Genomic DNA, 25,282 nt, shown 5'->3' with positions numbered 1-25,282 from the left:
GCCTTTTCCCCCCTTTTCAAAAGATATTCACACATCTATTCCCCTAGTTTGTAGCCAATTCCCCAAATGGTCATAATATAATGAGGCTCAGCCGGGTTGTCCTCAATCTTTTCTCTTAGTCTTCTAATATGAACATTGATGACATTTTCGTCTCCAAAGTAGTCGTTTCCCCAGACCGTGGTATATATTTGAGCCTTTGTAAAAACATTATTGGGATGCTTGAGAAACAGCTTTAAAATATCGAATTCCTTGGAAGTCAGTTTGATTTCCTTACCATGTTTTTGAACAGAGAAATTATTGATATCAATTGTTAAATCTTTATGGTTTATCACCTGCTCTTCTTTTTTTGTCTCCGAATAACTGGTGGCACGCCGCAATGCCGATTTTACTCTGGCGGAAAGCTCTATCATGGAAAAAGGCTTCGCTATGTAATCATCTGCACCAAGCTCCAGGCCTAGCACCTTTTCCACGTCCGTATCCTTCGCTGATACAATTAGTATCGGCACGGAGCTGTCCCTTCGAATTTGTTTCATTACCTCTATGCCATCTAATTTCGGCATCATAATATCAAGAATGATTAAATCAAATGTATCGTTTTGAAATTTTTGCATTCCTTCTTCGCCTTCCAAAGCAGTAACTACCTTATAGCCTTCTTTTTCTAAATAATTTTGTATCATTTCGCTTACTGAGATATCATCTTCTACGATGAGAATGTTATTGTTCAAGTGAGACAGCCTCCTATGAAATTTTAGTTTAATAGATTTCTATTATCTTTATTGCCGACTATACCCTTTTGCCTGCCTCTTTATATATTACAGAGATTTTTACAGGTATTTCATAAAGTTTAACACATTCCTTTGCACTTTATAGATGTACTTTGCCTAAGGATGCCTTTTATGGTAAAAAGAACATATAATATTCTGTTAAAAAATCATATTGTTAGCTAAGCAAATGGTTAGGAAAGGGAGGAACACTTTATTGGTATCTGATATAGCATTGATGAAACATCATGTAAACGTGTTATTTAAAAAGGATGATAATAATCGAATGACCTTTGTGAATGAGCCGCCAAACGAGGCTGCACCTCGTATTTTCATTGGCGGGACGCAGCTTGGTAATGTAGTAAGATACTCCAATGCCCTTGAGGAGAACGTAATAAAGAAGCTGGAACGAAGCATTCATGCAGATTTTGCTATAGACTTGGCAGAAATAATCACCATTTTAAACACAGACCGGCAAATCAGCAATTTTTGGACTGGACCTGCTTTCGTGTTTCCTGATGTCAGCAGCATAACAACAAAAGCAATACGAATTACCGACTTCAACAAAGACTGCCTGAAGCAAAATTTCCCATATATCTACGAAGTGCTTAAATATAAACAGCCTTGCTTTGCTATTATTGAAGATGAAGCAGCTGTATCCGTTTGCTGCAGCGCGAGACAAACTAATGAAGCGGCTGAAGCAAGCTTAGCTACATTTGAAACGTATCGTGGAAGAGCATACGCGATAGACGCTTCCATTGCTTGGGCAGCTGAAATTCAAAGTCAAGGATTACTTGCATTGTATAGTACCTCCTGGGATAACTTTGCATCCCAATCTGTAGCAAGAAAATTACATTTAATACAATATGGAACGGACATTCATATGAAATAAGACAATATCCCCGAACACAAGTCATTCTTAAATTAATGGACACAATTACTGAAAATCTGATGTATTCTTTTTCATGCTCGAGAAATAAACCGGGATAAAGATTAACGCAAAATCAAAAATAGGCCCCCTTGGACTTGGTCAGTGGATCCTGTAAACACTCTGGAGCTCTCGTTTAACTCTCTACACAACAAAAAATCCTGCTCGTAGCAGGATTTTTATCAAACATTCTTATTAATTATCAAAGGGCAGATCGTTACACAAACTTATTCCTGCCAGCACCTAATCCTGCAACCATCATTAACAAGCAAACAACGATGATAGCAATAATCGGCGCAGACCAGGCCTGCGTAATATCAAATAGAAGCCCGATAAATAACGGTCCAATGGCAGCAAAAATATAACCGACGGATTGCGCCATCCCAGACAGCGCTCCAGCCTGACGTCCATTACGTGCGCGCATGCCAAGCATAGCAAGTGACAGGCTGATGGCCCCTCCAAAAGTAACTCCAATCAGTGTTACCCAGATGAAAATCAGCGGAAGCGGTCCCCCGATTAGCAGTCCGATAAATCCAACTGCTGCACCGCCGCTGATTCCCAGCACGATCCCCTGCTGGTTAGAGAATTTCTCTGCCAGCACCGGTGCCAGAAAAGTAGACGGCAATCCGACAAACTGCACATAAGCTATCAGCCAGCCGGCAGCAGATACGGAAAATCCAAAGCTTTGCATGATTTCTGGCAGCCACGATACCATTACATAAAATATAAAAGATTGCAGACCCATAAATAACGTAACCTGCCAAGCCAATGGGGATTTCCACAGGTTGCTGTCATTAAAAGGCTTATTGCTTAACTCCACTTGTTCTTCTTTAGGCGCAGGGTTCCGGCTGATAACAAAAATCCAAACAATGATTCCGACAAGAGCCAGCACAGCCCACGATAATAAAGCCAATTCCCATCCTAAGCCTGCTCCTTTTGCAAGCGGAACTGAAAGTCCAGAAGCCGTGGCCGCGAATATTGCCATCGATGTGGAATAGACACTCGTCATTTGACCGACTTTATGCGGGAATTTTTCCTTGATGACTGCCGGCAGCAGCACATTCATTACTGCGATGCCAACCCCGATAATAGCTGTTCCGATAAATAATGTCGGTGTATATGGAATGGACCGGGTGCCTATTCCGGCGAACAGCAGGATCAGGCCAAGCAAGACCGCTCCTTCATTCCCCAGCTTCCGGCCAAGCTTTGGCGCAAGCGGCGATACTATGGCAAATGCGATAAGCGGTAAACTGGTAATCGTCCCCGCACTCCAGTTTTCCAGTCCAATCTGATCACGAATGGTCCCTAACAACGGTCCAACGGAAGTAATTGCCGGCCTCAGGTTAAAACCAATCACCATGATAGCAATCAAATATAGCATTCTCTTATTAGAGGATGCTTCCTCAGTCAGACTATTTGTTCTTGCTCTATTTTTCTCCATCTAATACCTTCTTTTCTACTTTCCACCCCCTTTACAGGAAAGGAGGAGGAATAATTTTGCACAATATATATATGTTATGGCAATGTACATCCTATTGTCAAGACACCCATTTTTAATAGACTGCAATCAACGCATCTGCTCTGCGATGCCCCAATGTGTTAACACTGATAAAACGCAGCTTCATCCAGGAAACAGTTTTCATATTAACCTGTACCCGCAAACTTCCAATCTAATAATTTTGAATAAAAGGTATATCTATGAAATTTATTGGAGAGCCTGTCAATATAACAAACTATTAATTGGAGGTATTTCCAATATGAAGTACAACCTAATGATAGGCATTGCTTTTCTTATTTGCCTATTCATTTTTATACCAACAGTACATGCAGATAATGGGACATTGTACAAAGTTGATACGGAAACAACAGAGTTAATGGATGCGCCTGCTCAGGATACAGTCCTTCTAAGTGAATTAAAAAAAGACTATAAGGTTACTATTTTTGAAGAATCCAATGGCTGGGGCAAAACATTTTATAACGGCGAACAAGCTTGGGTCGCGTTACATCACCTATCAGCAGTGGATGAGATACAGACAGAGCCAGAAAACGAACAATCCGATACAGAAGATAATCAAGCTGAAACAGCAGCTGCTGCAGCAGAAACAAATACAGAAACTGCCGAACCAGCAGAAAACGGACAACTGTACCGAATTCAAGCACCAGCAGTAAATGTACGCAATGCGCCTGATAAGAATGCAGCTGTCGTTACGCAGATGAATCATGGTGAGAAGGTTCCTATTTTTGAAGAATTGTACGGCTGGGGCAAAACATATTATCATGATGAAGAAGTATGGATCACTTTATATTTACTTGATAAAGATGACGAATCAAATGGAAATAGTGACACATCAGAAGAAAATGAAAAAACAGAATCATTAGAAACAGTAGAAGAAACCGAAAATGAAGCGTCAGAAGCAACATCTGAGCCAAAAGACGGTGAAAGCGAAAAGGAAAATGGCGAAACAAAAGAAGTTCAAGCGGAACAAAGCACTGAAAATCCGCTTGCCGGCCGTCAATTTGTGATTGATCCAGGTCACGGCGGGAAAGATCCCGGTGCAGTGGGATCCGAAGCACATGAAAAAACATTAGCTTTAACCACAGCAAAAAAATTAGGAGAACAATTACGCCATCAAGGAGCTTCTGTTACGTTTACCAGAGAAGATGATACGTATCTCTCATTGGGAGAACGGGTCAACATAAGTAATTCTGCCAATCCAGATGCATTTATCAGCCTGCATTATAATGCGTCGGAAGACCAGGCTGCGCATGGAGTGGAAACCTTTTACAAGAATGAAAGCGAAAGCCAGATGCTTGCTGAGTATGTACAAACGTCATTGATGAGTCATGTTCATCTCGACAATCGTGGAGCTAAACAAGCAGATTTCCAAGTACTAAGAGAGAATCAGCAAACTGCGATTTTAATTGAGCTTGGTTTTATCAGCAATTCAGAGGAACAGCAGACAATTCAAACGGATAATTATCAAAATCATGCAGCAGAAGGTATTATTGCCGGATTAGAAGACTATTTCAGCTAAAATCAACGGATGAAAAGGTAAAAGTGTATCTAGGTGACACTTTTACCTTCGATTACGTTTTTTGGACTTCCTTTTAAATTACAATCTGTAATGAGCTGCTCAGGGGGAATATTACGAATCTTTCATTTTACGTTTAGAACTTTTTAGTTTTACAATCGCTATCATAATAGCTGCAACCCCGATTAATGGAAGCACAAGGAATAATGGTTCACCCGTACCAGAGTACATAATAGGTCCCCAAATGATAGGCACAATACCGTAAACAATAAGATAAATAATTCCCATTATAAATTCAAATATATGCTTTTTTTAGATATGGTTTTCACCCTTTTAATTTGAATCCAATCAGGAATGCTAACTTATCAAGTCAGGATTTTTTTAGGATGTTATTTTTAATCCCTTATAAAAAAGCATCCTCTTTCACTATCTTATTCCCTTATTTTGAAATTAATTAACGTACTTCCCTTTAGAGTCCGGGCTATCATTCCATTTCTTTTCACAAAACCTGAATGGATATTAATCCCTTTACAGTTTATTTATTAAACCGTTCTAAATGATAAAACTGATACGTATTATTCGTCAGCTGTTGTCGAACTTTATCAAAAGGCAGCTGTTTTACCTCAGCTATTTTCTTTATCACATCGATAATCATATTTGGATGTGTCATCTGATTTTGAAAAAGCTCTTTAAACGGCCATGGCCCATCTGTTTCTGCCATAATAAGTTCTAACGGATATTGTTTGATTAAAGACTGAATCTCCTCTTCATACCAGCAATCAGGCGTGATAGAAATCATATATCGATTATCTATCATACGGTTAATCGTAGCTTTATCCCCTTTAAACCAATGAAAATGGGCTTGTTCCAGTTGATATTTTTCAAGCATATCACAGACAACAGAGGCATCTTCATAAACAGCATGTAATACGATTGGCAGATTATACTTTTTTGCAGCCTGTACAAACCGCTCTAATATGGCATGATAAGGTGCAATATCCAGCGAGTCATCATTACGTTTGGTATAATACGGAAGCCCTACTTCTCCAATAGCCACGATTTTTTCGAATTTTTGTTCAATCTCCTGAAAGATACGATTGATTTCTTGATCAGGCGGCAATGCTTGTTCCGGATGCCAGCCGAAAGCAGGATAAACAAACGGATATTTCTGTGCTAACCACCATACCTTTTGACAGCTCTCAAAATCACTTGAAACGGCTATCATCCCATCTGCTTGAAGCGTTTGAATTAACTGTTCCTGCTCGTCAGGCTGGTACCAATCTAAATGAATATGTGCATCAATCATTATGCAAACTCCCTCATCAAATCAATCTGTTATATCCTTAAACAAATCCCCGGCTTTTCTTACATCCACATTTCCGCCGCTTAATACGACACCTGCTCTTTTGTTTTTAACAGAAAGCTTTTGATATGCTGCTAAAGCGACTGCTCCAGATGGCTCCACAACAAGTTTTAATCGCGTCCATAGGAAGTACATAGCAGCTTTTATCTCTTCTTCAGAAACCGTGATAAAATCATCTACATGCTTTTGAATGAAAGAAAAAGTAATTTTTCCTAACGAAGGTGTATTTAAACCGTCAGCTATCGAGTTTGGAGCTTCAATCGTCTGCAATTCTCCTGCCTTAAATGATTTCGTCGCATCATTGGATACCACAGGCTCCACTCCAATCACCTTGCATTGAGGCGACAGCTGTTTTGCAGCAATGGCACATCCGCTTATCAACCCGCCGCCTCCACAAGGAACGAGCAGATAGTCAAGCTCCCCGACTTCTTCAATCAATTCTTTTGCAACGGTGCCTTGTCCGGCTACAATTGGCTCCGCATTGAAAGGAGGAATTAATGTATAACCAAATTCATCTATTAAATCCTGCGCTTTTTCCTCTCGGGATTCCGTCTTGCGGTTATATCTTATAATCGTTGCACCATAGTCTTTCACAGCTGCTGCTTTGACTTGCGGCGCATCATCCGGCATGACTACTGTCGCAGGGATACCAAGTATTTTGCAGGTTAAAGCCGTAGCCATTGCATGATTTCCGGAAGAATAAGCGATTACTCCTTTATTTTGGGACGCTTCCGGCAGAGAGCTTATCGCATTATAAGCACCCCGAAATTTAAATGCTCCCATCCGCTGGAAATTTTCACACTTGAGAAACATTTGGTTTCCGGTTAATTCATTCAATAATGTTGACGTATGGACTGGGGTTTTATGTGCAATTCCTTCTAGGCGATTTGCTGCTTCTACTATTTTTTCATACATTTTGAATTCCTCCCTCACTTTTATATCAAGACAGGTTGCTATTTTAATAATTTTTAGTAATGCCTATATCCTCCTTTCGACAAATCGGACTAAATTTCCTGCTAAAATCTTTCTCAATTGATATAAAGAACAATCAAGTCACAGTTGTATATTTAAATCGAGTTTTTAAATGATATACTTAACTTTTTATATTAGTCTTCATTTTAAATGAAATTTGCATCGCTTGTGCCATTTGAATATAATTATATAAACTAAGCTTTTTTACATATTGAAAATATCTAATCATTTCTTATCCGGACATACAAGGAGGTCAACCATGATGATAAGTCCCCAAGCTGCTGACAAACTTAACGCCAGTATAGAAGATTTAAAAAATAGTTTAGAAGAAAAAGTTTCCAAAAAGCTTGATTTGGATAACTGTCATCGAATGATTCAAAGATTGGTTGAGCTTTCTTCCAGCTGTGAAGCATGTAACCAATATTTTGTTGATTTAGAAGGTCATATAGCCCAGCTTTTAGACAAGTCAGATCAGCTGACAAAAAATGATTTTAAAAACCATCACCAAATATTAAATAACATCCGTACACACCTCATGAAAAAACACAAACTAGTTGCGAAAGACTATTATCTCAGTATCTATATGTCCTGTGGTCTCAGCTTAGGACTAGTTTTTGGACTCTTATTCGATAGCCTTGCATTAGGTTTGCCAATTGGCTTAGCTGTTGGTGTAGCGATTGGAGCAGGTTTAGACGCAGATGTTAAGAAAAAAGGAAGAACCATCTAGCATTCCAATCAGCCGTTCAATACAGCATTCTCCACAGATAAAACGTAGCATACGCTTCCCAGGTTGACCATGCTGCCGATAATTCTCTAATCTCAGCTTTTGTCGGCTTTCGTTCCATTCCCTTTACAAATTGGATGGCATTGATTAATCCCACATCATCAATAGGAAAAGCGTCCGGATACCGAAGACAGCGCATCAATACGTAATTCGCTGTCCATGGACCAATCCCGCGAATACGGATCAATTCTTTTTCCGCTTGCTTCAAATCATCTACATGTAATAAGTTTTCTTTTGATAAATCTCCATTTGCCATTAACTTTGCTACACCAATAATATATTCCCTTTTCCTTTTTGTCATTTTAATATCAGCCATATCTTCCGCAGTTAATTTAGAGATTTTTTCATACAAAGGGAAAATCCAATAATTTTTTCCATTATAATCCAAATGTTCTCCAAATTTTTCAACAAATTGACGTTTTAATGTGTACGCAAACTTCAGGTTAATCTGCTGGCCTAATATCCCCCAGCATAAGGCCTCAAATAAATCATTTAAACCCATAATCCGAAGTCCGTAAAATCTTTCAATGACTGGTTGCAGTAACAAATCCCGGCGACCCATTTCATAAAAAGGCAGCAGGTCGGTGTCAAAGTCAAACCATTCACAAATATAATTTACGATGGTCTCTTTATCTTCAAATGATTCCGGTTTTGTACCGGCTAAACACTCAACAGCCAGATAGTCACTTCCTGCTTTACTTATCTGTATCAATGTACGCAGATGATTTATTTCAATCACACGGGTAATCGTATTCTCCTCTATTTCATACATGCATTCATTTGGATCCCTCAGGAAATAGTCTACATTCACTTTAAAATTAAACGGCTCCGGTGCTTTTATGAAAATGCAGTTTTTACTTTCTTTCCAGCTTCTCACTTTCTTCGTCCCCCCTATCTTCAAGATCTGTTTTATATTTTGCTTGCGAATTCAGCAACCTACTATGGTTGTACAACAAGCAGCGCTTATGCCAAAAGGCAAAGAGACGCTGTTTTCACACTGACCCTTTGCCTTTTAGTTAATGCTTGCATTATCATTTAACAAAAATTATTCTCCATCATTCTTTCTTAAAATATCCTTCACTCTTTCTCTCATCTCTTTCGTATAGCCTTGCTGTCCGCCGGTATGAATAAAAAGGATATTTTCCTGGTCAACATAGTTTCCGTTTTTAATTTCAGTCACTAACCCTTTAAAAGCCTTCCCTGTATAAACAGGGTCAAGAATCATTCCCTCATTTTTAGCAATATCCAAATAAAATGCCAGTTCTTCATCAGTTGCCTGACCGTAGCCAAGTCCAATATAGTTATCATTAATAGTAATAGAATCAAAATGATGGCTGATGTTTTCCAAATCATTTACTATTTCCATCACATCTTCTTTGAACACTTCTGCTATTTGGTCAACAGAATAGCCAATGATTTTCTTTCTGGTATCTGCCCCCTCATTTGCAAACCATAGCCCTGCATATGTTCCGCCAGAACCAATTGCAAGGTTGATAGAATCAAAATGAACACCCATCTCTACTTCCTGCTTCATGATTTCATTATAACAATTAATATAACCGTAAGACCCGATGGCATTTGAAGCACCTACCGGAATAATCAATACCTTTTTCCCTTGTTCTTCTAACTCCTGCTTCTTCTCCTCCATCGCATCTTCTCGGGATGCATCCGGCGGAATAATATTTACATTCGCTCCAAGCATATCGTCAAGAAACAGGTTTCCTTCATATTCTTTCGCTTCACCTCTAAGCACCAGATGGCATTCTAAATCCATCATGGCACAAATCGCGGCTGTCGCTCTGGCATGGTTTGATTGGCAGGCTCCTGTAGTAATGATTGTGTCATATTTATTATCCAATGCATAGGCAATAAGGTATTCCAGCTTTCTTATTTTGTTTCCCGAGACTTCCACTCCTGTAAAATCATCTCGTTTGATATAAATATTTTTCCCAAGTTCATTACTGAGTTTTTCCAGCTTTTTAATGGGTGTATCCAAATTAGCAATATTTAATTTACGCATAGTCGTTCCTCTCGCTTTCATCCAGTTTATACCTTTATGATAGCGAACAAGAACGAATATAAGCAAATAATAAATGAAAGGAATTTGTTATTTTAGTGTAAAGAATCGATGAAGAGGGTAAATTTTCTATAAGTCTGTACTCTTTTCCTGTCAGCATCAGCGGATAGAGACTGCAATTAGAAGAAAAGTTAAAAACAAGCAATTATACTTATTAAAAAAATAAAGTATGGGAGGTGTCACAACGTTTGAAAAGACCGTTGGGAGTTATAATAATAAGTTATATATTTGCTTTTAGTTCAATGCTTTTATTATTTTCTGCTATTTTTTATGATGCGGATACCGATTCCATGCGCAGTATAGCGGAACGTTTTGCATTACCGAATATACCTGAGCAATTAATGAGAGCAATAGTAGCTTTATTTTCATTAGTAATGGTCTATGGTTATATCCAATTGAAAAATGGGGCTTTTGGACAATGGTGGCTTATTTAGTCTATTTTGGAATGATTAGCTCTCTGCTCGTAAACAATCAAACCCACCTGCTATATATAGTTAATATGCTTCCTTCTCTGGCTATGCTAGCTTATACGATCTATGTAAGGAAAGCATTCTTTAATCCATCGAATTTTCAACATTAGAATAATTGAAAATGCCCTTTAAATAACAATAGAACTTCCTATTTCATAAGAAGTTCTATTGTTACGCCTATTCTATTTGAACCCAATCTTAAATGAAAACCCATATAAGAACAGAAACCAAAATAATCGCGGGCAGTCCAAGAAAATAAATATAAGTAAGACTTGAAAAACTCTTCTTTCGTTCGTAAGTATCGTCCAGCTTTTTTGTGACAAAAAGTGTTCCGATTAATGCAAGAACACATACGATAATCACCAGTATGATAAGGGTATTCAACATCTCCCTTTCCCCACCTTTATAAAATAGTCAACGCAGCCGCATAACAATAACCTCAGGCATTATGCAGCTGATTATTTGTTAAAGCAGCCTGTTGCAGATAATCTGAATCCAGCGTATAGGAAGCGGTCTTTTTCTTCCATTGTTTCACGACATCTACCCGATTTTCATATCCGAAAACATGGAAGGTCATTTCTTTATTTTTCTTTTTAAAATGAATAATATATGGGGGCATCTTTGTTTCAGGATGAAGAAACAAAGCTTCCTTCCCTGGAAAGATATGATTCTTATATAAAAATTGAGCTTCATTAAAAGAATCTATAAATCTCCTTTTTTCATCTTCATCAAGCGGTGCTCCGTCGAAGGTTATCGTACTGTTTCCTGCATCAATTTTAGGATGCAGTTCAAATTTATTTAAAACCCATCCTACCAAAGCGCTTGGCGGGCTGGTTAAAAATTTCAATATAATTCCTGCCAGCGTAATTAATATAAATGTCCATGTCATTTTCGAATTCCATCTCCCTGATAAACTATCACTTTCTAATTTTGATATAAGGTTACACAGCTTGCTGATTTTATCCTAACCTAGTTTTATTGTACTGGATATCCCAAAAATGATACCATCCAATTCGCATAAAAATCCCCCATCCACTTTACGAGCAGACAGATTTTTATCGCTTTTTTATTTTCCGCGCAAATGCTGAAGAGCTTTCGAAAATCTGGATATTCCTTCCCAAATATCTGTGGGCGTACTCCTGCCATACGTAAAACGAACGAATCCTTTGCTCTCACCAAAAATAGAGCCTGGAACAAAAGCAACTCCTCTCTTCAATGATTCATCCAGCAATTGAAATTCATCCACCGGATCTTTCAGCTTGCACCATAAATGAATCCCGCCATCTGGTTCCAGGAATTCTGCCTGATCGCCTAAAAAATGAATCAGTGCTTTGGATAATTGCTTTCTCCGTACTTCCAGCTGCTGCCTGATTTTATGAATATGTTCATCGAATTGCGGAGATCCGATAAACTCATTTGCAACCCATTGCGGAAAAATACTATGTCCAAAATCAATCTGCTGTTTTGCATCAGCTAAGCGTTGAATAACTTTTTTCGGTCCAACAATCCAGCCGATTCGTAATCCAGATGCAACGATTTTGGATAAAGAACTGATATATAATACATTTCCGTTATCGTCCATTCGTTTTAAAGAAGCTGCTACGTTTCCATCAAATGCCGTAATGCTGTACGGATCATCCTCTACAACAGGAATGCCATACTCCGAAGAAATCTCTAATATTCTTTTCCGTCTGCTTAAAGGCATTTGCACTCCGGTCGGATTTTGGAAATCCGGATTGATAAAAACCATTCGAATGCGATGTTTTTTATGCAGTTCGACGATATCATCCGGATTAATCCCATTTTTACTGCTCTTTAAAAGAAAGGGACGTAAACCTGCTGATTTAAATAATGGCAATGAGTAAGCATACGATGGATCTTCTATTGCGACAGCATCACCAGGCTTTAGTAAACATTGCACAATAAGGTGAAGAGCTTGCTGCGCACCAGAGGTAATCAGGATTGATTCTGCATCAATAGAGATTCCCTTATACGCATACAAATGATTAGAAATCGTTTCTCTTAAACGGACATTGCCCTGAGGGTGATCATATCCCAGATGCTCTGTAAAAGGCTTCTCTTTAAAAATGGAATGAAATTGTTCTGCCGGAAATAGATCCGCCGCCAGTTCTCCGCTTGCCATATTAATCATTTCATTATTTTGTGTTTCCGTCCGTATTTTTTGAACTAACGGCAAATTAGGAAGAAATGAGCCATCCTCCACATACCTTCCCCAGTTGGGAATTCTTTTATCGGATATTCCCCAGATATCCGTACTAATATGCGTCCCGCTGCCTTTCCTTCTTTCAACAATTCCAATGGATTGTAATTCATCATAAGCGGCCACTACCGTGCTGCGATTAACTTGCAGCTCTTTTGCCAGATGGCGTTCTGAAGGAAGCGGGATATCCGGAGAAAAATCACCAGTAGAGATTCCGTTTTCGATATATGATGCAATTTGTTTGTATAGTGGTGTTTTCGCTGAACGGTCAAGTTTAAAATTCATGTGAATTCCTCGATTGTGTTGTAGATTTAAACGCGCAGTGAATAATACTGCCCAAAGCTCTTTATTCGTATACTAAAATGAATATATTCTTAATTTTAAACTTTATCTTATGGAATTCTTTCCTAAATAAAATGATACAAAAATAAAACTGCTAAACAAAGATATCTTCTACTATCATAGCGAACAATGACCTAAATAAGCAACTCACAGATGAAATGATCCAGATTTTATTCTTTCCAGCAAAAAAGCCCGAATCACAATGAAGTTACCGGGCTTAAATGCATGGAAATAAATTTTATTAATTATCCGTTAAACATATAACTCCGGCCTACGCTAATCAAGAAAATCTTTTAAACGTTTACTGTGTCTTGGATGCCTTAATTTCCTTAATGCTTTTGTTTCAAGCTGACGGACACGTTCTCTGGTCACTCCAAATACCTTTCCCAATTCTTCCAGTGTTCGTGACTTTCCGTCATCCAATCCAAAACGGAGACGGAGAATACTTTCTTCCCGGAGAGGAAGGGTATCCAATACCTCCTCTAATTCCTTTTTTAACAGTCCATCCGCTGCATATTTGATTGGTATTATCGTGTTGGGCATCGTTGCTTTGTGGGTGGCAACATGGGCATGGAACCAAACTTCCATCCGTCTGACGGTTTCCATGGCAGGGATGATGATTGTTTTTGAGTCTTTATTTGGACTGCTTTATTCTTTTATTTATCAATTGTCATTCCCCTCCGTATGAGAATCGATTAGTATTTTCTTTATTATCGCCGGTGTATCTTTTGGAATTTGGAGAATCAATAGAGAAAAGATTTCGGAACATAGTTTATAAAATGAAAAATAACTTTCAGAGAAATTTTTCAAGGAGAAATACAAGCTGTACTTATGAGAAAGCTGTTTTTTCTCCTTCTGACTCGGCAAGAGAAGCCTTTATTCGCTCATTCACCGTCTTCTCATATCAAAAAATCTTCCTGCTCTTCGCAGTTTCAAGATCCCGTTGAATCTGTAATATCTGACGTTCTATCCACTTAAACTTCTTAAAACTTAACCAATGCAATGTTTTGAATAGGTAAAGATCGAGTGTTGAAATACCAACCTCTCTCTATTTGCAATAATATTCAATATATTATCCTCTCATGATAAAAGGACACCAAGTATATCCTTATTTGACGATGAAGCATCCTGTTCCGCAATGCTTCCAATAAACGAAAAAGCAAAAAATGATTGTTTTACAACTATCAATCATCTTTTGCTTTTTTAACTACAGCTCGTTATAGGAGTCCTCATAGGATTCAGCAAGTTCTATAAATCTTTCATTATCTAAAACATCTTCAAATAAAGGATCTGTCACAGCATAATCAATTAAGCTGGGGTCCTCATCCATTGCCTCTTCCAAATGATCCAAGCCTTCTTCTATCTCCCCGCGCTCAATATCGATAAAAGCCAGGCCGTAATAAGCAATTCCTTTATCTAACGGATGCTCCTCTAGCATTTCTTCGTAGAGTTCTTCTGCTTCATCCAGCTGCCCATTTTTTGTTAAAAGGATGCCTTTATAATCCAGATTATAAATGATATGCATTTCATCATCTACTTCTAATACGGCGTCAGCGTATTCCAACGCTTCTTCATAATCCTCTATAAGTTCATAAGCATATACAAGCATATCCAGTGCATCGACATCTTCCGGATGCTGTTTCAAATATTCTTCTAAATAAACAATACTTTCTTCTGTTTCATCTAAATAGAGCAGGCTGGCTCCCATACCATATAAAGCGAAATCTGCCTTGGGTTCAATTTCTAAAGCTTCTTCAAAATAAGTCAGAGCTTCTTCATCTTCATCAAGAAAAGATAGTGCATTTCCCATAGCAACATATTGTTCCGGTGCATTCGGATTTAAATCAATCGCTTCCTGCGCAGCTTCCATAGCCTCTTCATATTCGCCCAGATCTATTAACGCATATGCAAGATTGCTGTAAGCAGCTTCCATCTTGTCATCCAGTTCAATTGATTTTTCTAACGCTTCTCTTGCTTCTTCCGGTCGTCCAAGTTCAATGAGAATAAAACCCTTATCATTATAAAGGAAAGGCTCTTCAGCGTGATCTTCCAGAGATTCCTCGATTAGCTCTAAAGCTTCTTCATAATCTCCATTCGCGTATAGAGGCTGCAGCTTCATTGATAATGAATATGTACTGGTGCTTGAACCAGAGGATAATTGTTCCGCTTCCTCTTCCTCTGCTCCCGATTCGTTTTCTTCCTCTCCCTCTGCTTGTTCTGAATTCGTGTTTTCCTCGGAAGATTCAGATGAAGAAGTTTCTGATGCAGTGGATTCCTCGGACGTACTGCATCCGGCAATAAATAGTAATAATGACATAAAAATAATAATTCGCTGTTTATTCATTTTATCCTCCTCTATTTGACAAATTATTCTTTAAAATGACATTTTTATTATAGTACAAATGGAACATAAATGGAAGACATATCCAAGACTGTTTTCACAAAAATTTTTGCTAACAGATACTTGTCTCGTGAGCTTCGTGAAATAATTCTCAAAACAGTAAAAGCGGCACAGGTATATGCCGCTTTTCTATCAAATTATCTATATGAATCATGTGCAGGGTGAAATAAATCTTCCTTTGCATTTCTTACTATGGAAAAATGATCCACGTTATAATGTCCATGAAGTGTATCGTTATGGTGTTTTATAATTTGTTCTGGATTCAGCAAGTCGTTCCCCAGGCTGGAGTGGCCGTCTCTAACTAATGTGACATCCAATCCGTTAATGGTTGCTGTTCTGACGGCACTGTCTATGCAATGCTGTGTTTCACAGCCCATAACAACAATATGTTTTACTTGATGTGACTTTAGGTATTCCAACAGACCTGTTCCATAAAAAGCATTGGTAGCAGATTTGTCAAAGATTTTTGATTCTGCAGGCACATAGATGTCTTTGTGAATTTCAAATCCGCTTCCTTTTCCATCACCGACATCTAAATCCCTTACAAATACACTTGGCACCACTGCATTTTCTGCTTTTTCAATTACTAAATTAATATTAGCAATAAGCTGTGATTTTTGAAAAACTGCGTTTCTTTCATGATTGCCTTCGATTAATTCCTGTTGTGCATCAATAACTAATAAGACCTGATTCAATTTAAGTCCCCTTCCAATTTAGGGAAACACGATGTAACGGACTAGTTAAACGCTCTCCCTTTTTTACTTATTACATTCTTTTTATTATTTATCATATGAACGCCTCCTTTAATGAAATTCATTTTAATAACCTTTATAAACCAAGGTAATCTTTATTTTACCATAATAAATAGACGATATTTTCAAAAAAATAAATTTAAGCTAATACTAAGTTAATATTATAAGCTTCGCGAATACCGAAGATTAACAAATGGTTCGCCTGTATCCGTCACGCCGCTTTTCTTTTCCTGCTTCCGAAATCCTCTTGCTTCATAGAAAGGGATTCCTCTTTGATTTCCATCCTGTACAGACACCCATTGCTCTGTTGCTCCTGCTTTCTTATGTTCTTCTGTAAGTATATTTAATAATTGTCTTCCTATTCCTTTGTATCGATATTTTTCCTCTACATATAATACAAAAACTTGGCTGACTCTGCTCTCCGTTATTGCACCGCCAATAACGCCTGCCACCTTTGAATTAACGATAGCAACATGGGTATAAGAGCCTTGTTCTATATCCGCCTTTACTCGTTCGTGGTTATACCATTCCTCTGCATGCTTGTTCCGGTACTTCTCACTTAACTTACCTTCTACAGTTTGTTTCCAGCCAAAGGAGCAAATAGCAGCAATGGATTTGACATGCTCTGTGACTGCTGTCTCAATAGCTATATCCATTTTGATTCCTCCCTTCTTTAACCCCGATATATGGTTTCTACTATCCAAATTCGATATCCATCCGGATCGGCAATAACCGCTTCCTTCACACCCCAGGGACGCTCAATCGGGTCTTGTATAATTTTTACGTTTCGATTTCTTAGAGATGAAACAGCTGAGCTGACATCATTGACCAGAAATTCTATTACCATTCCTTTTTCTACCGGTTCTGGCTCATCAATGATATGCAATAATATAGTTGTATCATGCTCTGAAGTCCCTGCAGAAATGAAGGCCATACTTTGATCAGTAAAACCTTGCTCTAAATGTAATATATCCTTATAAAATGCAATGGATCTGTCTAAATCCTTTACTGGAACAACGATTGTATTTAACTTTTCGATTCGAAAATCTGTCATCTTTATTTTCCTCTTCTTTACATGTTGGAAAATGAATGGAGGCTTTCCGCTACTTTTTTCAGTTCATCTCTGTTTAGTGAAAAATACTTTGTATTTCCTTCCTGATGCACCATAACAAGACCAGATTGCTGCAACTGATTTAAATGACGAGAAACCGTGCTTTGCTTCAGGTTCAGCTGCTGGATAATCTGTTGGGCGAACATCTCTTTATTTTCAGCTAATAAGTCAATGATTTGCAGTCTTGTCCTGTCACCCAATCCTTCAAAAGCAGTATAATAGTCTGCCAGCTTTTCTTTATTTCCTGCCGTTTCTATCTGCGGGTCAAACATCAGGTAAACATGTTTATCAAATTGAATAAAAGAAAGCAGCCTTTCCATATTACAAACAGGAACAAAGGTTATCATTTCTGCTCTGTTAATGTTCTCCAATTCTGCGGTATCTGGATACAAGCCTGTGATTGCAAAAATCGCTTCTCCATTGGTACGATAGGATTTTGACAGTAAAGACTCTTGCTGTCTTACCCATGCTGCTAGCATTTTCTGCTTTTCTTCCCACTGTTTTTTCAAACCGGCAGCCCAAAATGCCCTTATCAATCGGATAATGCTTTCTTTTATATCGGATAAACTATCATAATCCGCTGCATTGTTTTCTACTTTTTCCATCGGAACAGACCAGCTGAGCAGTACTGCTTTCACGGCTTTCTTACGATTATCAGGGTCCTGTAATTGCCTTTCGTCCAGGTAAACTTCCCGCATTGCCTCTTCCACAACCGGTATACGAGGCAGGTATTTATAGTAATAGTCCATTGTTTCTCTAATTCCATAAATAAGAAGCTCCATCATGTCTGACTCCTCTAGCTGCTTCCACCAATCGATAAAAGCATCCCAATCCATGGTTAAATCCGCGGTCTTTTGGATATAGAAATCCCTTAAAATCACTCCATGCGCAAAAACAGTTCTTAATAATTTCAAATCATTGTTAGCGTTATCTGATAAGTTATCCGATAAACTCCTTATCCATCGATTCTGCGCTGAGGAGCTGTTTAAATCGTAATCCGCCAGCTGGATATTCGTAAAAATATAGACTCCTAAGGAACGGACTGCATCCAGCTCTGTTTTCGGTAAAGCTGGTACAAATAAATTTCTCTCCACTTTGTCACCTTCTTCTTTATTCTATATTCGTATATTGAATATATTAATATAATGTATATCCTTCGTCAATCAGCTTTCGATTATATGATTGGATAACAGTTATTTAAAATGCGGCTCTATTAAGCGCCAGTTTATAAAAATGAAATGTATTTTTTGAATGAATTGTGAATAAATACACAAATTCATTTATTTGTAACATGTGAAATCAATCACAAATATAGGGTTTTATATTACAATTAAAGTAACTAAAGGGAGGGGTTTTCATGAAAAAGAAAGATGCTATTGCACTTATTGCAGCTTTTTTAGTTCTTCTTATTATTTTAATTCTGCCTAATCCTGATTCATTGCCTCTAGTTGGACAGCGAGCGCTTGCTGTCTTAGCATTTGCGGTTGTTTTATGGGTTACGGAAGCAGTTTCCTATCCTGTCAGTGCGGTAATGATAGTCAGTCTGCTGGCCGTTCTTATCGGAATCTCCCCTGCTATCGAAGATCCAGGTACGATATATGGAACAAGTCAGGGGTTAAGCATGGCCGTAGAAGGATTCAGTTCTTCCGCTGTGCTGCTTGTTGGAGGAGCGCTTGTTTTGGCTACTGCTATGGAGATTACAGGTCTTCATAAACGCATCGCATTGTATATTATGTCAAAGGTTGGAACAAAGCCTGGAGCACTTGTGATCGGAACCATTATTGTCAGCTTTGTACTGGCGCTGTTTGTACCAAGTGCCACCGCGCGTGCAGGTACGCTTGTCCCTATCCTATTAGGAATTGTAGCTGCATTTGGATTGGCAAAGCAAAGTAAGCTTGCAGCATTATTAATGATTACCGCCGTACAATCTATTTCTATATGGAACGTCGGAATAAAAACAGCGGCCGCACAGAACATGGTTGCTTTAGGATTTATGGAATCTGCTTTTGGTATAGATGTGACATGGGGAGAATGGTTTCTCTACGCTGCTCCTTGGGCATTTATCATGTCTATCGTACTTTATATTGTTATGGTTAAACTAATTAAACCAAATATGTCGGAAATAAAGGAAGGAGTAAGCATAACGAACCAGCTGAAGGAGCTCGGGAAAATCAGTGGAAAAGAATGGCGCTTAATCATTATCGCCGGCTTGTTATTATTATTCTGGTCGACGGAAGGTGTTTTGCATCCCTTAGATTCTACTACAGTTACCATTGTTGCAGTTGCCATCATGCTGACACCTGTTATCGGTATCTTTTCCTGGAAAGAAGTGCAAAGAAAAGTACCTTGGGGCACATTAATTGTATTCGCAACAGGAATTTCATTAGGGATTGTTCTGTTAGCAACAGAGGGAGCAACCTGGCTTTCTTCTAATTCCTTTGAAATACTCGGGGTGTCTTCCCTGCCTCTGGTTGCGATGATTGCCGTACTTGCTTTATTTAATATTTTGATTCACTTGGGCTTTGCAAGTGCCACCAGTCTGGCATCTGCTTTTATTCCAATCGTTATTGCTCTGGTCGGATCAATGGAGCCAGCAGCCTTTAATGGTCCAGGTCTTGTCTTGATTATGCAATTTGTGATCAGTTTTGGCTTCCTATTGCCGGTCAGCGCTCCGCAAAATATGCTCGCTTATGGTACAGGTACATTTACTTTAAAACAATTTATCAAATCCGGTGTGCCGCTTACTGTGATTGGGTATTTGCTTATTATTCTGTTTAGTGCAACCTATTGGCAGTGGGTTGGATTGTTATAACGAGCTGAAAAAACGATATGGAAGCTGAATTATGTATGCTTCCATATCGCTTTTCTTTTTTCAGTAACTCAACTTTCGCACCTAAGAATAAGCAAATATATTTTGCTATTCCAAGATGAACGTGTTCTTCATTATCATACTTGCATTTTGGTTAAATATCCGGCCTTTTTGGAATTGGTGATGGTGCATAGCTCCTGCAACCAACCACTCCGCTTTCCGACGTACAAATGTTTTCGATGGGACGAGTAATCGCAACCCCAGGACGTTGCGGTCCTAGTCTGCCATGGGGGCGGCTTCAGCTAACTTGATAAGAAAACCGCTTTTCAAGTGGATCTTCAGCTCGCCCTGCGATGCACAAATGTTTTTGATGGGGCGAGTAATCGCAGTCCCAGGACGTGCAAGTGCAGGCGTTGTGACAACGCCTGCACTAGTACGTCCTGTACGTCGGAAAGCAAAATGGTCCGCCGCAGCGGTGCTTTACACTTCATCTTTTATTCTTGGTCAAGGGTGTTTCAACCCCTGTTTCTATAGAAATGAAGTTACTTTTTAATGTGCGAAAGTTGAGTCAATAAAATATAATATTGATAATAGTAAAAGCTGTATTCACTATAACTTGAATAGACTGTCAACATATACTTCAAGTGCCTTCATCCCAAAATTTCTCGCCCGCTATGCTATAATGACTTATGTAGTAAAGAAAAAGAAGGGGATTTTTGTTTTGATTGTTTTATGTACGATGTTAGTGATTGGATTGTTGCTTGGTTTTGTCGGGGCTGGCGGTTCCGGATTTATTATTGCTATATTGACGGAAGTTTTTGGTATTCCTATCCACACAGCGCTTGGAACATCTCTGGCTGCAATGGTCTTCACATCCTTATCGGGCACACTCAGTCACCTGCGGGAAAGAAATACCATGGTAAAAATCGGGCTGGCAACTGGGCTATTTGGTGCAGTTGGAGCTTTTTTTGGTTCCAGGCTGGCAAGCTTTATCCCGGAAAGTGAATTGAAATTTTTTACTGCCGGAATGCTCATTGTATCAGCCATATTGCTGTGGATTCGTGTAACAGCAGGATTTGGCAAGTTTGCCACACAAAAATTTGCTGAGAAAAACCGTTCCTCGAAAAGCAGATTTTGGATGACAGCTGCTGGGATCGGCATCATTACCGGCTTACTATCAGGTGCATTCGGGATTGGCTCAACGCCGTTTATCCAAATCGGGTTGCTAGTATTCTTTGGTTTGTCGATTCAGCTATCTGCAGGCACGACGATGCTTGTTATTATACCAATCGCACTGGTAGGCGGTATCGGTTATTATTCTGTCGGTTTTCTCGATTTGAAATTATTTGCAGAAGTAGTTATCGGAACAATTATAGGTTCTTATATCGGCGCGAAATTCACCACTCGTCTGAATCCAATGATATTAAAAATTGCAATGGTTGCTGTGCCGTTAATCGGCGGGATTATTTTATTGATTTAGATTCCTGTCCATTCGGAGAAAAGCCAGAAAGTGAAAGAAAAGATTACCCTATCAAAAAGGCGACAGCTCTTACTGCCTTTTTAATAGGATAATAGCTTTTAATCTCCCTTACTATACGCCCCGCTTATTTCCCCATACTAATGCATGTACCTGCGGAAGAACACGAACACGATTCAGCACTGTGGATGCCACTACCTGATCAATTAACCATTCATATTTATTTAATAAATGCCGGGATAATTGCTGTGGTTCGATTTCCTCTAAATCATCATTTCCAACTTGCAGAAAAAAAGCCAGTTTTGGATAGCGCTGATGCACTTTTTCTGCATAACGAAGGTCCTCTTTATCAAAAATTACTACCTTTAAGCTGGCATGCGCTAATCGATCATTGATTTCCAATTGATGGATGATATCATCTAGCGTCTCCCAGTTTGTTTTCATCTTAGAGCTTGGCGGTTTAGGAGAAATGGTCAGATCATCAATTTTTACAAACCAGTCCTGGTAGCGGCTTCCCTGTGTTTCCAGTGCAACCTCAATAGACTTTTCCTGAAGCAAATCAATCAGATTATCAATAGCAGATAACAAAGCCGGATTCCCTCCTGAAATCGTCACATGATCAAAGCAGCTTCCTCCTACTTCTTGCAGCCGCTGCCAAATGTCTTCACTCGTCATCTGAACAATATCTTCTTTGGCGCTTCCGTCCCATGTAAATGCGGAATCGCACCAGGCACATCGGTAATCGCATCCAGCAGTTCGGACGAACATGGTTTTTCTTCCGACTACCATTCCTTCACCTTGAATTGTAGGGCCGAATATTTCTAAGACCGGTATTTTACGCATGATTCATCCACTCCCGTCTTGCTTCCGCATAGCTTGTCGGTGTTTCAAATAACCGAACAAATTCCACCTGGCATTGGTTAGGGAGTTCCTGAATTGCCGCTTCCATTTGTTCAAAAATCCAGACGACCATATTCTCAGCAGTTGTGTTCATTTTGGGCAATGTTTCATTTAAATAACGGTGATCTAAAAATGTTTCAATCTTGTTCTTCCAAATCTCTTTTATATCACCAAAATCAATTACGAAACCCACCTTATCTACAAAACCGCTGATACCGAATACAACCTGATACGTATGTCCATGCAGATTCTTACACTTCCCCTCATAACAATGAAGATGGTGCGCTGCATCGAAGGAAAACTCTTTACTTACCATCACGCGTTTTTGGTGATAGGCCAATTCTTCTCTATGAATATCTTTATCCAGCTTTTGCAGCTCTTCGACAATACGAAACCCGAACATTACTGATTCATCTCCTGTCTTCTAACTAAGTATTGGTCTAATCCACGCTGGCGTAATTGACATGCAGGACATTCTCCGCATCCTGCTCCTCTAACCCCGTTATAACAGGTCAACGTCCGTTCTCTGACATAATCAAAGGCTTGCAGTTCATCCGCTAATTCCCATGTTTCTGCCTTATCCAGCCACATTAATGGCGTATGAATCACAAAATCTTCATCCATGGATAGATTTAAGGTGACATTTAATGATTTGGTAAAGATATCCCGGCAATCCGGATATCCGCTGAAATCTGTTTCACAAACTCCCGTAATAATATGCTTGGCATCAATTTGCTTGGCTAGAATGGTTGCAAAAGAAAGGAACAGTAAATTTCTTCCCGGAACAAACGTATTCGGTATGCCGCCATCCTCTGCATTCTCTACTTCAATGTCCTCCCTGGTCAGCGCATTGGGCGCTAATTGATTCAGTAAAGACATGTCTAAAATATGATGACTCAATCCCTGATCTCCAGCGATTTCCTTTGCCACCTCAATTTCTAAGCTGTGGCGCTGATTGTAGTTGAAAGTGACTAACTCTACATGCTCAAACTTTTCTAATGCCCAAAATAAACAGGTGGTGCTATCCTGACCACCGCTGAATACAACAACTGCTCGATTATTTTTTTCCATAAAAAAATCCCCTTTCCAATTTGAAAAAGAGAATTCTAAACACCCGAAAAATGCAAAAAACCATACCTAAGGCGCGGTATGGGTATCCTTAGTTTTTTATAGAGGGTGTTAGCTAGAACCTCTTCTACTTTGTATCGTAGATTTTATTCAATTTCTTTTACAATTGGCAGTATAACATATATTTCCTGATGATGTTATCCTGATTTCTTTTTTCAAACATGAAATTACGTTTCATCAACCAGTTTGGCTTTGCAGTGTTTGCTTTTTCTCTCTTTTTAATATTACAAAAGCTCCCTTTATTCGTTTCATTATCCACGATAAAGGGAGCATCATTACAGATTACTGCATGAAATTCTGCTTTCAGCTGCTATTGTATATTTTACTTTTTCTCACGAATCCCCATAAGCGTGTTTGCCCCTGCTGGCCAGTTTTCTTTTGCCAGTCTTGGAAATTGATTAATCCGTACATCAACAGATTCCGGAAACGGCGCAGGGCGTCCAGATGACTGATCTATCCCCATCACCATCTGTTCACTGGTTGCCACAGTATCATTTTCTTTGTTTTTCATTTCAAACCAAAGATGCACACGCTTTGCATCCCGGTTCAACACAGTGACCTTTGTAAGCAGCTCCTCGTTTTCATGCGCCTCTTTTACATATTTAATATGCGCTTCCAGCGTAAAAATGGTATAAGCACTTGCTTTTCGTCCTTCTTCATCCAGACCGATCACATCCATGAAAGCATCGAGGCTATAACTGAAAATCAATGCGTAGTATGCATCGTTCAGATGTCCGTTATAGTCTACCCACGCACGTAACACATTGCCCTTCCATACTTGTTTACTTTCTGTCATAGGAGATCAGCCTTTCTGCCGGCCAGAAGCCTTCTTCCTCTAAAAGCCCCATTAATTTAATCAAGAAACGGTCCCGGCGATGTTCAAGGTCATCGATAGAAATCTCTCCGCTTTGTTCAGCAGTCCCTGAAATCACTTTTTCACTTAATTCTTCCGTCAGTTCAGGTGCCACTAAACGGGTCCAAGGCAGCTTCAATGCAGGGCCGAATTGTTCAAGCATGTGCCGCATCCCGTCCTTACCGCCTGCTAAATGAAGCGTTAGAAATGGTCCCATCAGTGCCCAGCGAAGACCAGGGCCGTAGACAATGGCTTTATCTACCTCTTCCGTTGTCGCTACGCCATCATTGACAATATGAAGCCCTTCACGCCAAATTGCTTCCATAAGCCGGTCGCCAATGTGGCCGTCAATTTCACCTTTCATCACAAGCGGCTTCATATGCATGCTTTCATAAAGCTCCTCTGCCTTTTCCATATAACTGCGCTCTGTCTGCTTTCCTCCTGCGATTTCCACCAATGGAATTAAGTAAACGGGGTTAAATGGATGGGCAACAATGATTCGTTCTGGGTGATGCACACAATCTTCCTGCAGGACAGAAGGCATGTATCCAGAAGTACTTGAAGCGATAATCGCTGTCGGTTTAGCAGCAGCATCCACCTGCGCTAATACCTTTTTCTTCAAGGCTTCCTGCTCTGGAACATTTTCCTGTATCAAATCGGCTTCTTTTACAGCTTCCTCCAGCTCGTTGTAGAAGGTCAGATTCTCCTTTGCAGCTTCGTTGCTTATTCCGTATTCTTCTAATGTTGTCCAAATAGCATCTATCATTTTTTCTGTTTTTTCTTTTGCATCAGGAGCCGGATCAAAAGCATTGACCTTATGACCATTTGCTAAAAAGCGTGCAATCCAGCCATTGCCAATCACGCCGGTTCCTAAAACTGCCATTGTTTTTTGCGCCATATT

General features: G+C 39.2%; 24 protein-coding genes, 1 pseudogene and 1 riboswitch. Of the genes and pseudogenes, 6 read left to right on the top strand and 19 right to left on the bottom strand.

All coding sequences use genetic code 11. From position 1 onward, the window contains the following. Positions 1 to 35: 35 nt before the first annotated feature. A complete protein-coding gene (locus ACW0TQ_RS04565) occupies positions 36 to 725 on the bottom strand; it encodes a response regulator transcription factor (RefSeq protein ID WP_042533975.1) in 690 nt (229 codons plus the stop codon). A gap of 253 nt (positions 726 to 978) precedes the next feature. On the opposite strand from ACW0TQ_RS04565, the gene ACW0TQ_RS04560 reads away from it, so the two are divergent. Further along, the gene (locus ACW0TQ_RS04560) at positions 979 to 1,653 is read left to right on the top strand and encodes a GNAT family protein (RefSeq protein WP_042533973.1); all 675 of its coding nucleotides are present in this window, start codon (positions 979 to 981) and stop codon (positions 1,651 to 1,653) included. A gap of 253 nt (positions 1,654 to 1,906) precedes the next feature. On the opposite strand, the gene ACW0TQ_RS04555 is transcribed toward ACW0TQ_RS04560, so the two are convergent. Beyond that, complete coding sequence (locus ACW0TQ_RS04555) at positions 1,907 to 3,100, bottom strand: CynX/NimT family MFS transporter (protein WP_455725472.1); 1,194 nt, start codon at positions 3,098 to 3,100, stop codon at positions 1,907 to 1,909. 346 nt (positions 3,101 to 3,446) lie between these two features. Between ACW0TQ_RS04555 and ACW0TQ_RS04550 the strand changes: the two genes are divergently transcribed. Next, complete coding sequence (locus ACW0TQ_RS04550; protein WP_455725382.1) at positions 3,447 to 4,724, top strand: N-acetylmuramoyl-L-alanine amidase family protein; 1,278 nt, start codon at positions 3,447 to 3,449, stop codon at positions 4,722 to 4,724. 532 nt (positions 4,725 to 5,256) lie between these two features. On the opposite strand, the gene ACW0TQ_RS04545 is transcribed toward ACW0TQ_RS04550, so the two are convergent. Together ACW0TQ_RS04545 and ACW0TQ_RS04540 are read right to left on the bottom strand one after the other, a co-directional pair. Beyond that, complete coding sequence (locus ACW0TQ_RS04545) at positions 5,257 to 6,027, bottom strand: TatD family hydrolase (RefSeq protein ID WP_042533971.1); 771 nt, start codon at positions 6,025 to 6,027, stop codon at positions 5,257 to 5,259. Between the two features lie 21 nt (positions 6,028 to 6,048). Then, positions 6,049 to 6,999, bottom strand: coding sequence for a threo-3-hydroxy-L-aspartate ammonia-lyase (locus tag ACW0TQ_RS04540; RefSeq protein ID WP_193062112.1), 951 nt, complete (start codon positions 6,997 to 6,999; stop codon positions 6,049 to 6,051). A gap of 316 nt (positions 7,000 to 7,315) precedes the next feature. Here ACW0TQ_RS04540 and ACW0TQ_RS04535 point away from each other — a divergent pair, with 316 nt between their 5' ends. Then, positions 7,316 to 7,783, top strand: a complete 468-nt coding sequence (locus tag ACW0TQ_RS04535; RefSeq protein WP_226894679.1) for a glycine zipper domain-containing protein — start codon at positions 7,316 to 7,318, stop codon at positions 7,781 to 7,783. A 16-nt stretch (positions 7,784 to 7,799) separates the two neighbouring features. Here ACW0TQ_RS04535 and ACW0TQ_RS04530 read toward each other — a convergent pair whose 3' ends face one another. Next, positions 7,800 to 8,717: a DNA-3-methyladenine glycosylase family protein gene (locus tag ACW0TQ_RS04530; protein ID WP_455725381.1), complete on the bottom strand. Its 918-nt coding sequence runs from the start codon at positions 8,715 to 8,717 to the stop codon at positions 7,800 to 7,802. Positions 8,718 to 8,885: 168 nt separating this feature from the next. Beyond that, entirely contained in the window at positions 8,886 to 9,860 is a 975-nt protein-coding gene (locus ACW0TQ_RS04525; protein WP_042533966.1) for a D-cysteine desulfhydrase family protein, read from the bottom strand. 245 nt (positions 9,861 to 10,105) lie between these two features. Here ACW0TQ_RS04525 and ACW0TQ_RS04520 point away from each other — a divergent pair, with 245 nt between their 5' ends. Continuing rightward, entirely contained in the window at positions 10,106 to 10,351 is a 246-nt protein-coding gene (locus ACW0TQ_RS04520; RefSeq protein ID WP_042533964.1) for a hypothetical protein, read from the top strand. 475 nt (positions 10,352 to 10,826) lie between these two features. On the opposite strand, the gene ACW0TQ_RS04515 is transcribed toward ACW0TQ_RS04520, so the two are convergent. From ACW0TQ_RS04515 to ACW0TQ_RS04480, 8 genes and pseudogenes are all read right to left on the bottom strand, one after another. After that, positions 10,827 to 11,276 (bottom strand): YfmQ family protein, encoded by a 450-nt coding sequence (locus tag ACW0TQ_RS04515; RefSeq protein ID WP_455725380.1) that lies wholly within the window; start codon positions 11,274 to 11,276, stop codon positions 10,827 to 10,829. 177 nt (positions 11,277 to 11,453) lie between these two features. Then, positions 11,454 to 12,893 carry a MocR-like pyridoxine biosynthesis transcription factor PdxR gene (gene pdxR / locus ACW0TQ_RS04510; RefSeq protein ID WP_455725379.1) on the bottom strand — a complete coding sequence of 480 codons (1,440 nt, stop codon included), beginning with the start codon at positions 12,891 to 12,893 and terminating at the stop codon, positions 11,454 to 11,456. Positions 12,894 to 13,226: 333 nt separating this feature from the next. Then, positions 13,227 to 13,463: pseudogene (locus ACW0TQ_RS04505) on the bottom strand (sigma-70 family RNA polymerase sigma factor); the annotation flags it as partial. A 694-nt stretch (positions 13,464 to 14,157) separates the two neighbouring features. Beyond that, positions 14,158 to 15,294, bottom strand: a complete 1,137-nt coding sequence (locus ACW0TQ_RS04500) for a tetratricopeptide repeat protein (RefSeq protein WP_455725378.1) — start codon at positions 15,292 to 15,294, stop codon at positions 14,158 to 14,160. 194 nt (positions 15,295 to 15,488) lie between these two features. Further along, positions 15,489 to 16,046, bottom strand: coding sequence for an isochorismatase family protein (locus ACW0TQ_RS04495; RefSeq protein WP_193062108.1), 558 nt, complete (start codon positions 16,044 to 16,046; stop codon positions 15,489 to 15,491). Between the two features lie 218 nt (positions 16,047 to 16,264). Beyond that, entirely contained in the window at positions 16,265 to 16,759 is a 495-nt protein-coding gene (locus tag ACW0TQ_RS04490) for a GNAT family N-acetyltransferase (protein WP_212928205.1), read from the bottom strand. A gap of 17 nt (positions 16,760 to 16,776) precedes the next feature. Then, positions 16,777 to 17,157: a VOC family protein gene (locus ACW0TQ_RS04485; protein ID WP_193062106.1), complete on the bottom strand. Its 381-nt coding sequence runs from the start codon at positions 17,155 to 17,157 to the stop codon at positions 16,777 to 16,779. Between the two features lie 17 nt (positions 17,158 to 17,174). Further along, positions 17,175 to 18,308 (bottom strand): ArsR/SmtB family transcription factor, encoded by a 1,134-nt coding sequence (locus ACW0TQ_RS04480; RefSeq protein WP_289585256.1) that lies wholly within the window; start codon positions 18,306 to 18,308, stop codon positions 17,175 to 17,177. Between the two features lie 263 nt (positions 18,309 to 18,571). Here ACW0TQ_RS04480 and ACW0TQ_RS04475 point away from each other — a divergent pair, with 263 nt between their 5' ends. After that, on the top strand, positions 18,572 to 20,026 hold the full coding sequence (locus ACW0TQ_RS04475) for a DASS family sodium-coupled anion symporter (protein ID WP_042533951.1): 1,455 nt from the start codon (positions 18,572 to 18,574) through the stop codon (positions 20,024 to 20,026). A 718-nt stretch (positions 20,027 to 20,744) separates the two neighbouring features. Continuing rightward, complete coding sequence (locus ACW0TQ_RS04470; protein ID WP_289585257.1) at positions 20,745 to 21,503, top strand: sulfite exporter TauE/SafE family protein; 759 nt, start codon at positions 20,745 to 20,747, stop codon at positions 21,501 to 21,503. A gap of 111 nt (positions 21,504 to 21,614) precedes the next feature. Here the strand turns inward: ACW0TQ_RS04470 and queE are convergent, their stop codons facing one another. The 5 genes from queE to ACW0TQ_RS04445 all read right to left on the bottom strand — a co-directional run bounded on the left by queE (position 21,615) and on the right by ACW0TQ_RS04445 (position 25,279). Then, the gene (gene queE / locus ACW0TQ_RS04465) at positions 21,615 to 22,343 is read right to left on the bottom strand and encodes a 7-carboxy-7-deazaguanine synthase QueE (protein WP_193062104.1); all 729 of its coding nucleotides are present in this window, start codon (positions 22,341 to 22,343) and stop codon (positions 21,615 to 21,617) included. After that, positions 22,336 to 22,803 (bottom strand): 6-carboxytetrahydropterin synthase QueD, encoded by a 468-nt coding sequence (gene queD, locus ACW0TQ_RS04460; RefSeq protein ID WP_289585258.1) that lies wholly within the window; start codon positions 22,801 to 22,803, stop codon positions 22,336 to 22,338. Before queD ends, queE begins: the two co-directional genes overlap by 8 nt. Continuing rightward, positions 22,803 to 23,471: a 7-cyano-7-deazaguanine synthase QueC gene (gene queC / locus ACW0TQ_RS04455; protein ID WP_042533945.1), complete on the bottom strand. Its 669-nt coding sequence runs from the start codon at positions 23,469 to 23,471 to the stop codon at positions 22,803 to 22,805. Before queC ends, queD begins: the two co-directional genes overlap by 1 nt. Before the next feature lie 82 nt (positions 23,472 to 23,553). Continuing rightward, a riboswitch (PreQ1 riboswitch) is annotated at positions 23,554 to 23,599 on the bottom strand. Positions 23,600 to 23,850: 251 nt separating this feature from the next. Next, positions 23,851 to 24,324 carry a thioesterase family protein gene (locus ACW0TQ_RS04450; protein WP_042533943.1) on the bottom strand — a complete coding sequence of 158 codons (474 nt, stop codon included), beginning with the start codon at positions 24,322 to 24,324 and terminating at the stop codon, positions 23,851 to 23,853. Further along, positions 24,311 to 25,279, bottom strand: a complete 969-nt coding sequence (locus tag ACW0TQ_RS04445) for a 3-hydroxyacyl-CoA dehydrogenase NAD-binding domain-containing protein (protein ID WP_042533941.1) — start codon at positions 25,277 to 25,279, stop codon at positions 24,311 to 24,313. Before ACW0TQ_RS04445 ends, ACW0TQ_RS04450 begins: the two co-directional genes overlap by 14 nt. Positions 25,280 to 25,282: the final 3 nt, after the last annotated feature.

It is taken from the genome of Oceanobacillus sp. M60 (assembly GCF_053839645.1).
This window is presented reverse-complemented; position numbering and strand designations above follow the sequence as displayed.

Excerpts from the sequence above, each read along its gene's own strand:
- queC (WP_042533945.1), bottom strand. The coding sequence starts at position 23,471 with ATGGAAAAAAATAATCGAGCAGTTGTTGTATTCAGCGGTGGTCAGGAT.
- ACW0TQ_RS04525 (WP_042533966.1), bottom strand. The coding sequence starts at position 9,860 with ATGCGTAAATTAAATATTGCTAATTTGGATACACCCATTAAAAAGCTG.
- ACW0TQ_RS04550 (WP_455725382.1), top strand. The coding sequence starts at position 3,447 with ATGAAGTACAACCTAATGATAGGCATTGCTTTTCTTATTTGCCTATTC.
- ACW0TQ_RS04545 (WP_042533971.1), bottom strand. The coding sequence starts at position 6,027 with ATGATTGATGCACATATTCATTTAGATTGGTACCAGCCTGACGAGCAG.
- ACW0TQ_RS04445 (WP_042533941.1), bottom strand. The coding sequence starts at position 25,279 with ATGGCGCAAAAAACAATGGCAGTTTTAGGAACCGGCGTGATTGGCAAT.
- ACW0TQ_RS04450 (WP_042533943.1), bottom strand. The coding sequence starts at position 24,324 with ATGACAGAAAGTAAACAAGTATGGAAGGGCAATGTGTTACGTGCGTGG.
- ACW0TQ_RS04515 (WP_455725380.1), bottom strand. The coding sequence starts at position 11,276 with ATGACATGGACATTTATATTAATTACGCTGGCAGGAATTATATTGAAA.
- queD (WP_289585258.1), bottom strand. The coding sequence starts at position 22,803 with ATGTTCGGGTTTCGTATTGTCGAAGAGCTGCAAAAGCTGGATAAAGAT.
- ACW0TQ_RS04490 (WP_212928205.1), bottom strand. The coding sequence starts at position 16,759 with ATGGATATAGCTATTGAGACAGCAGTCACAGAGCATGTCAAATCCATT.
- ACW0TQ_RS04475 (WP_042533951.1), top strand. The coding sequence starts at position 18,572 with ATGAAAAAGAAAGATGCTATTGCACTTATTGCAGCTTTTTTAGTTCTT.
- ACW0TQ_RS04535 (WP_226894679.1), top strand. The coding sequence starts at position 7,316 with ATGATGATAAGTCCCCAAGCTGCTGACAAACTTAACGCCAGTATAGAA.
- ACW0TQ_RS04485 (WP_193062106.1), bottom strand. The coding sequence starts at position 17,157 with ATGACAGATTTTCGAATCGAAAAGTTAAATACAATCGTTGTTCCAGTA.
- pdxR (WP_455725379.1), bottom strand. The coding sequence starts at position 12,893 with ATGAATTTTAAACTTGACCGTTCAGCGAAAACACCACTATACAAACAA.
- queE (WP_193062104.1), bottom strand. The coding sequence starts at position 22,343 with ATGCGTAAAATACCGGTCTTAGAAATATTCGGCCCTACAATTCAAGGT.
- ACW0TQ_RS04540 (WP_193062112.1), bottom strand. The coding sequence starts at position 6,999 with ATGTATGAAAAAATAGTAGAAGCAGCAAATCGCCTAGAAGGAATTGCA.
- ACW0TQ_RS04500 (WP_455725378.1), bottom strand. The coding sequence starts at position 15,294 with ATGAATAAACAGCGAATTATTATTTTTATGTCATTATTACTATTTATT.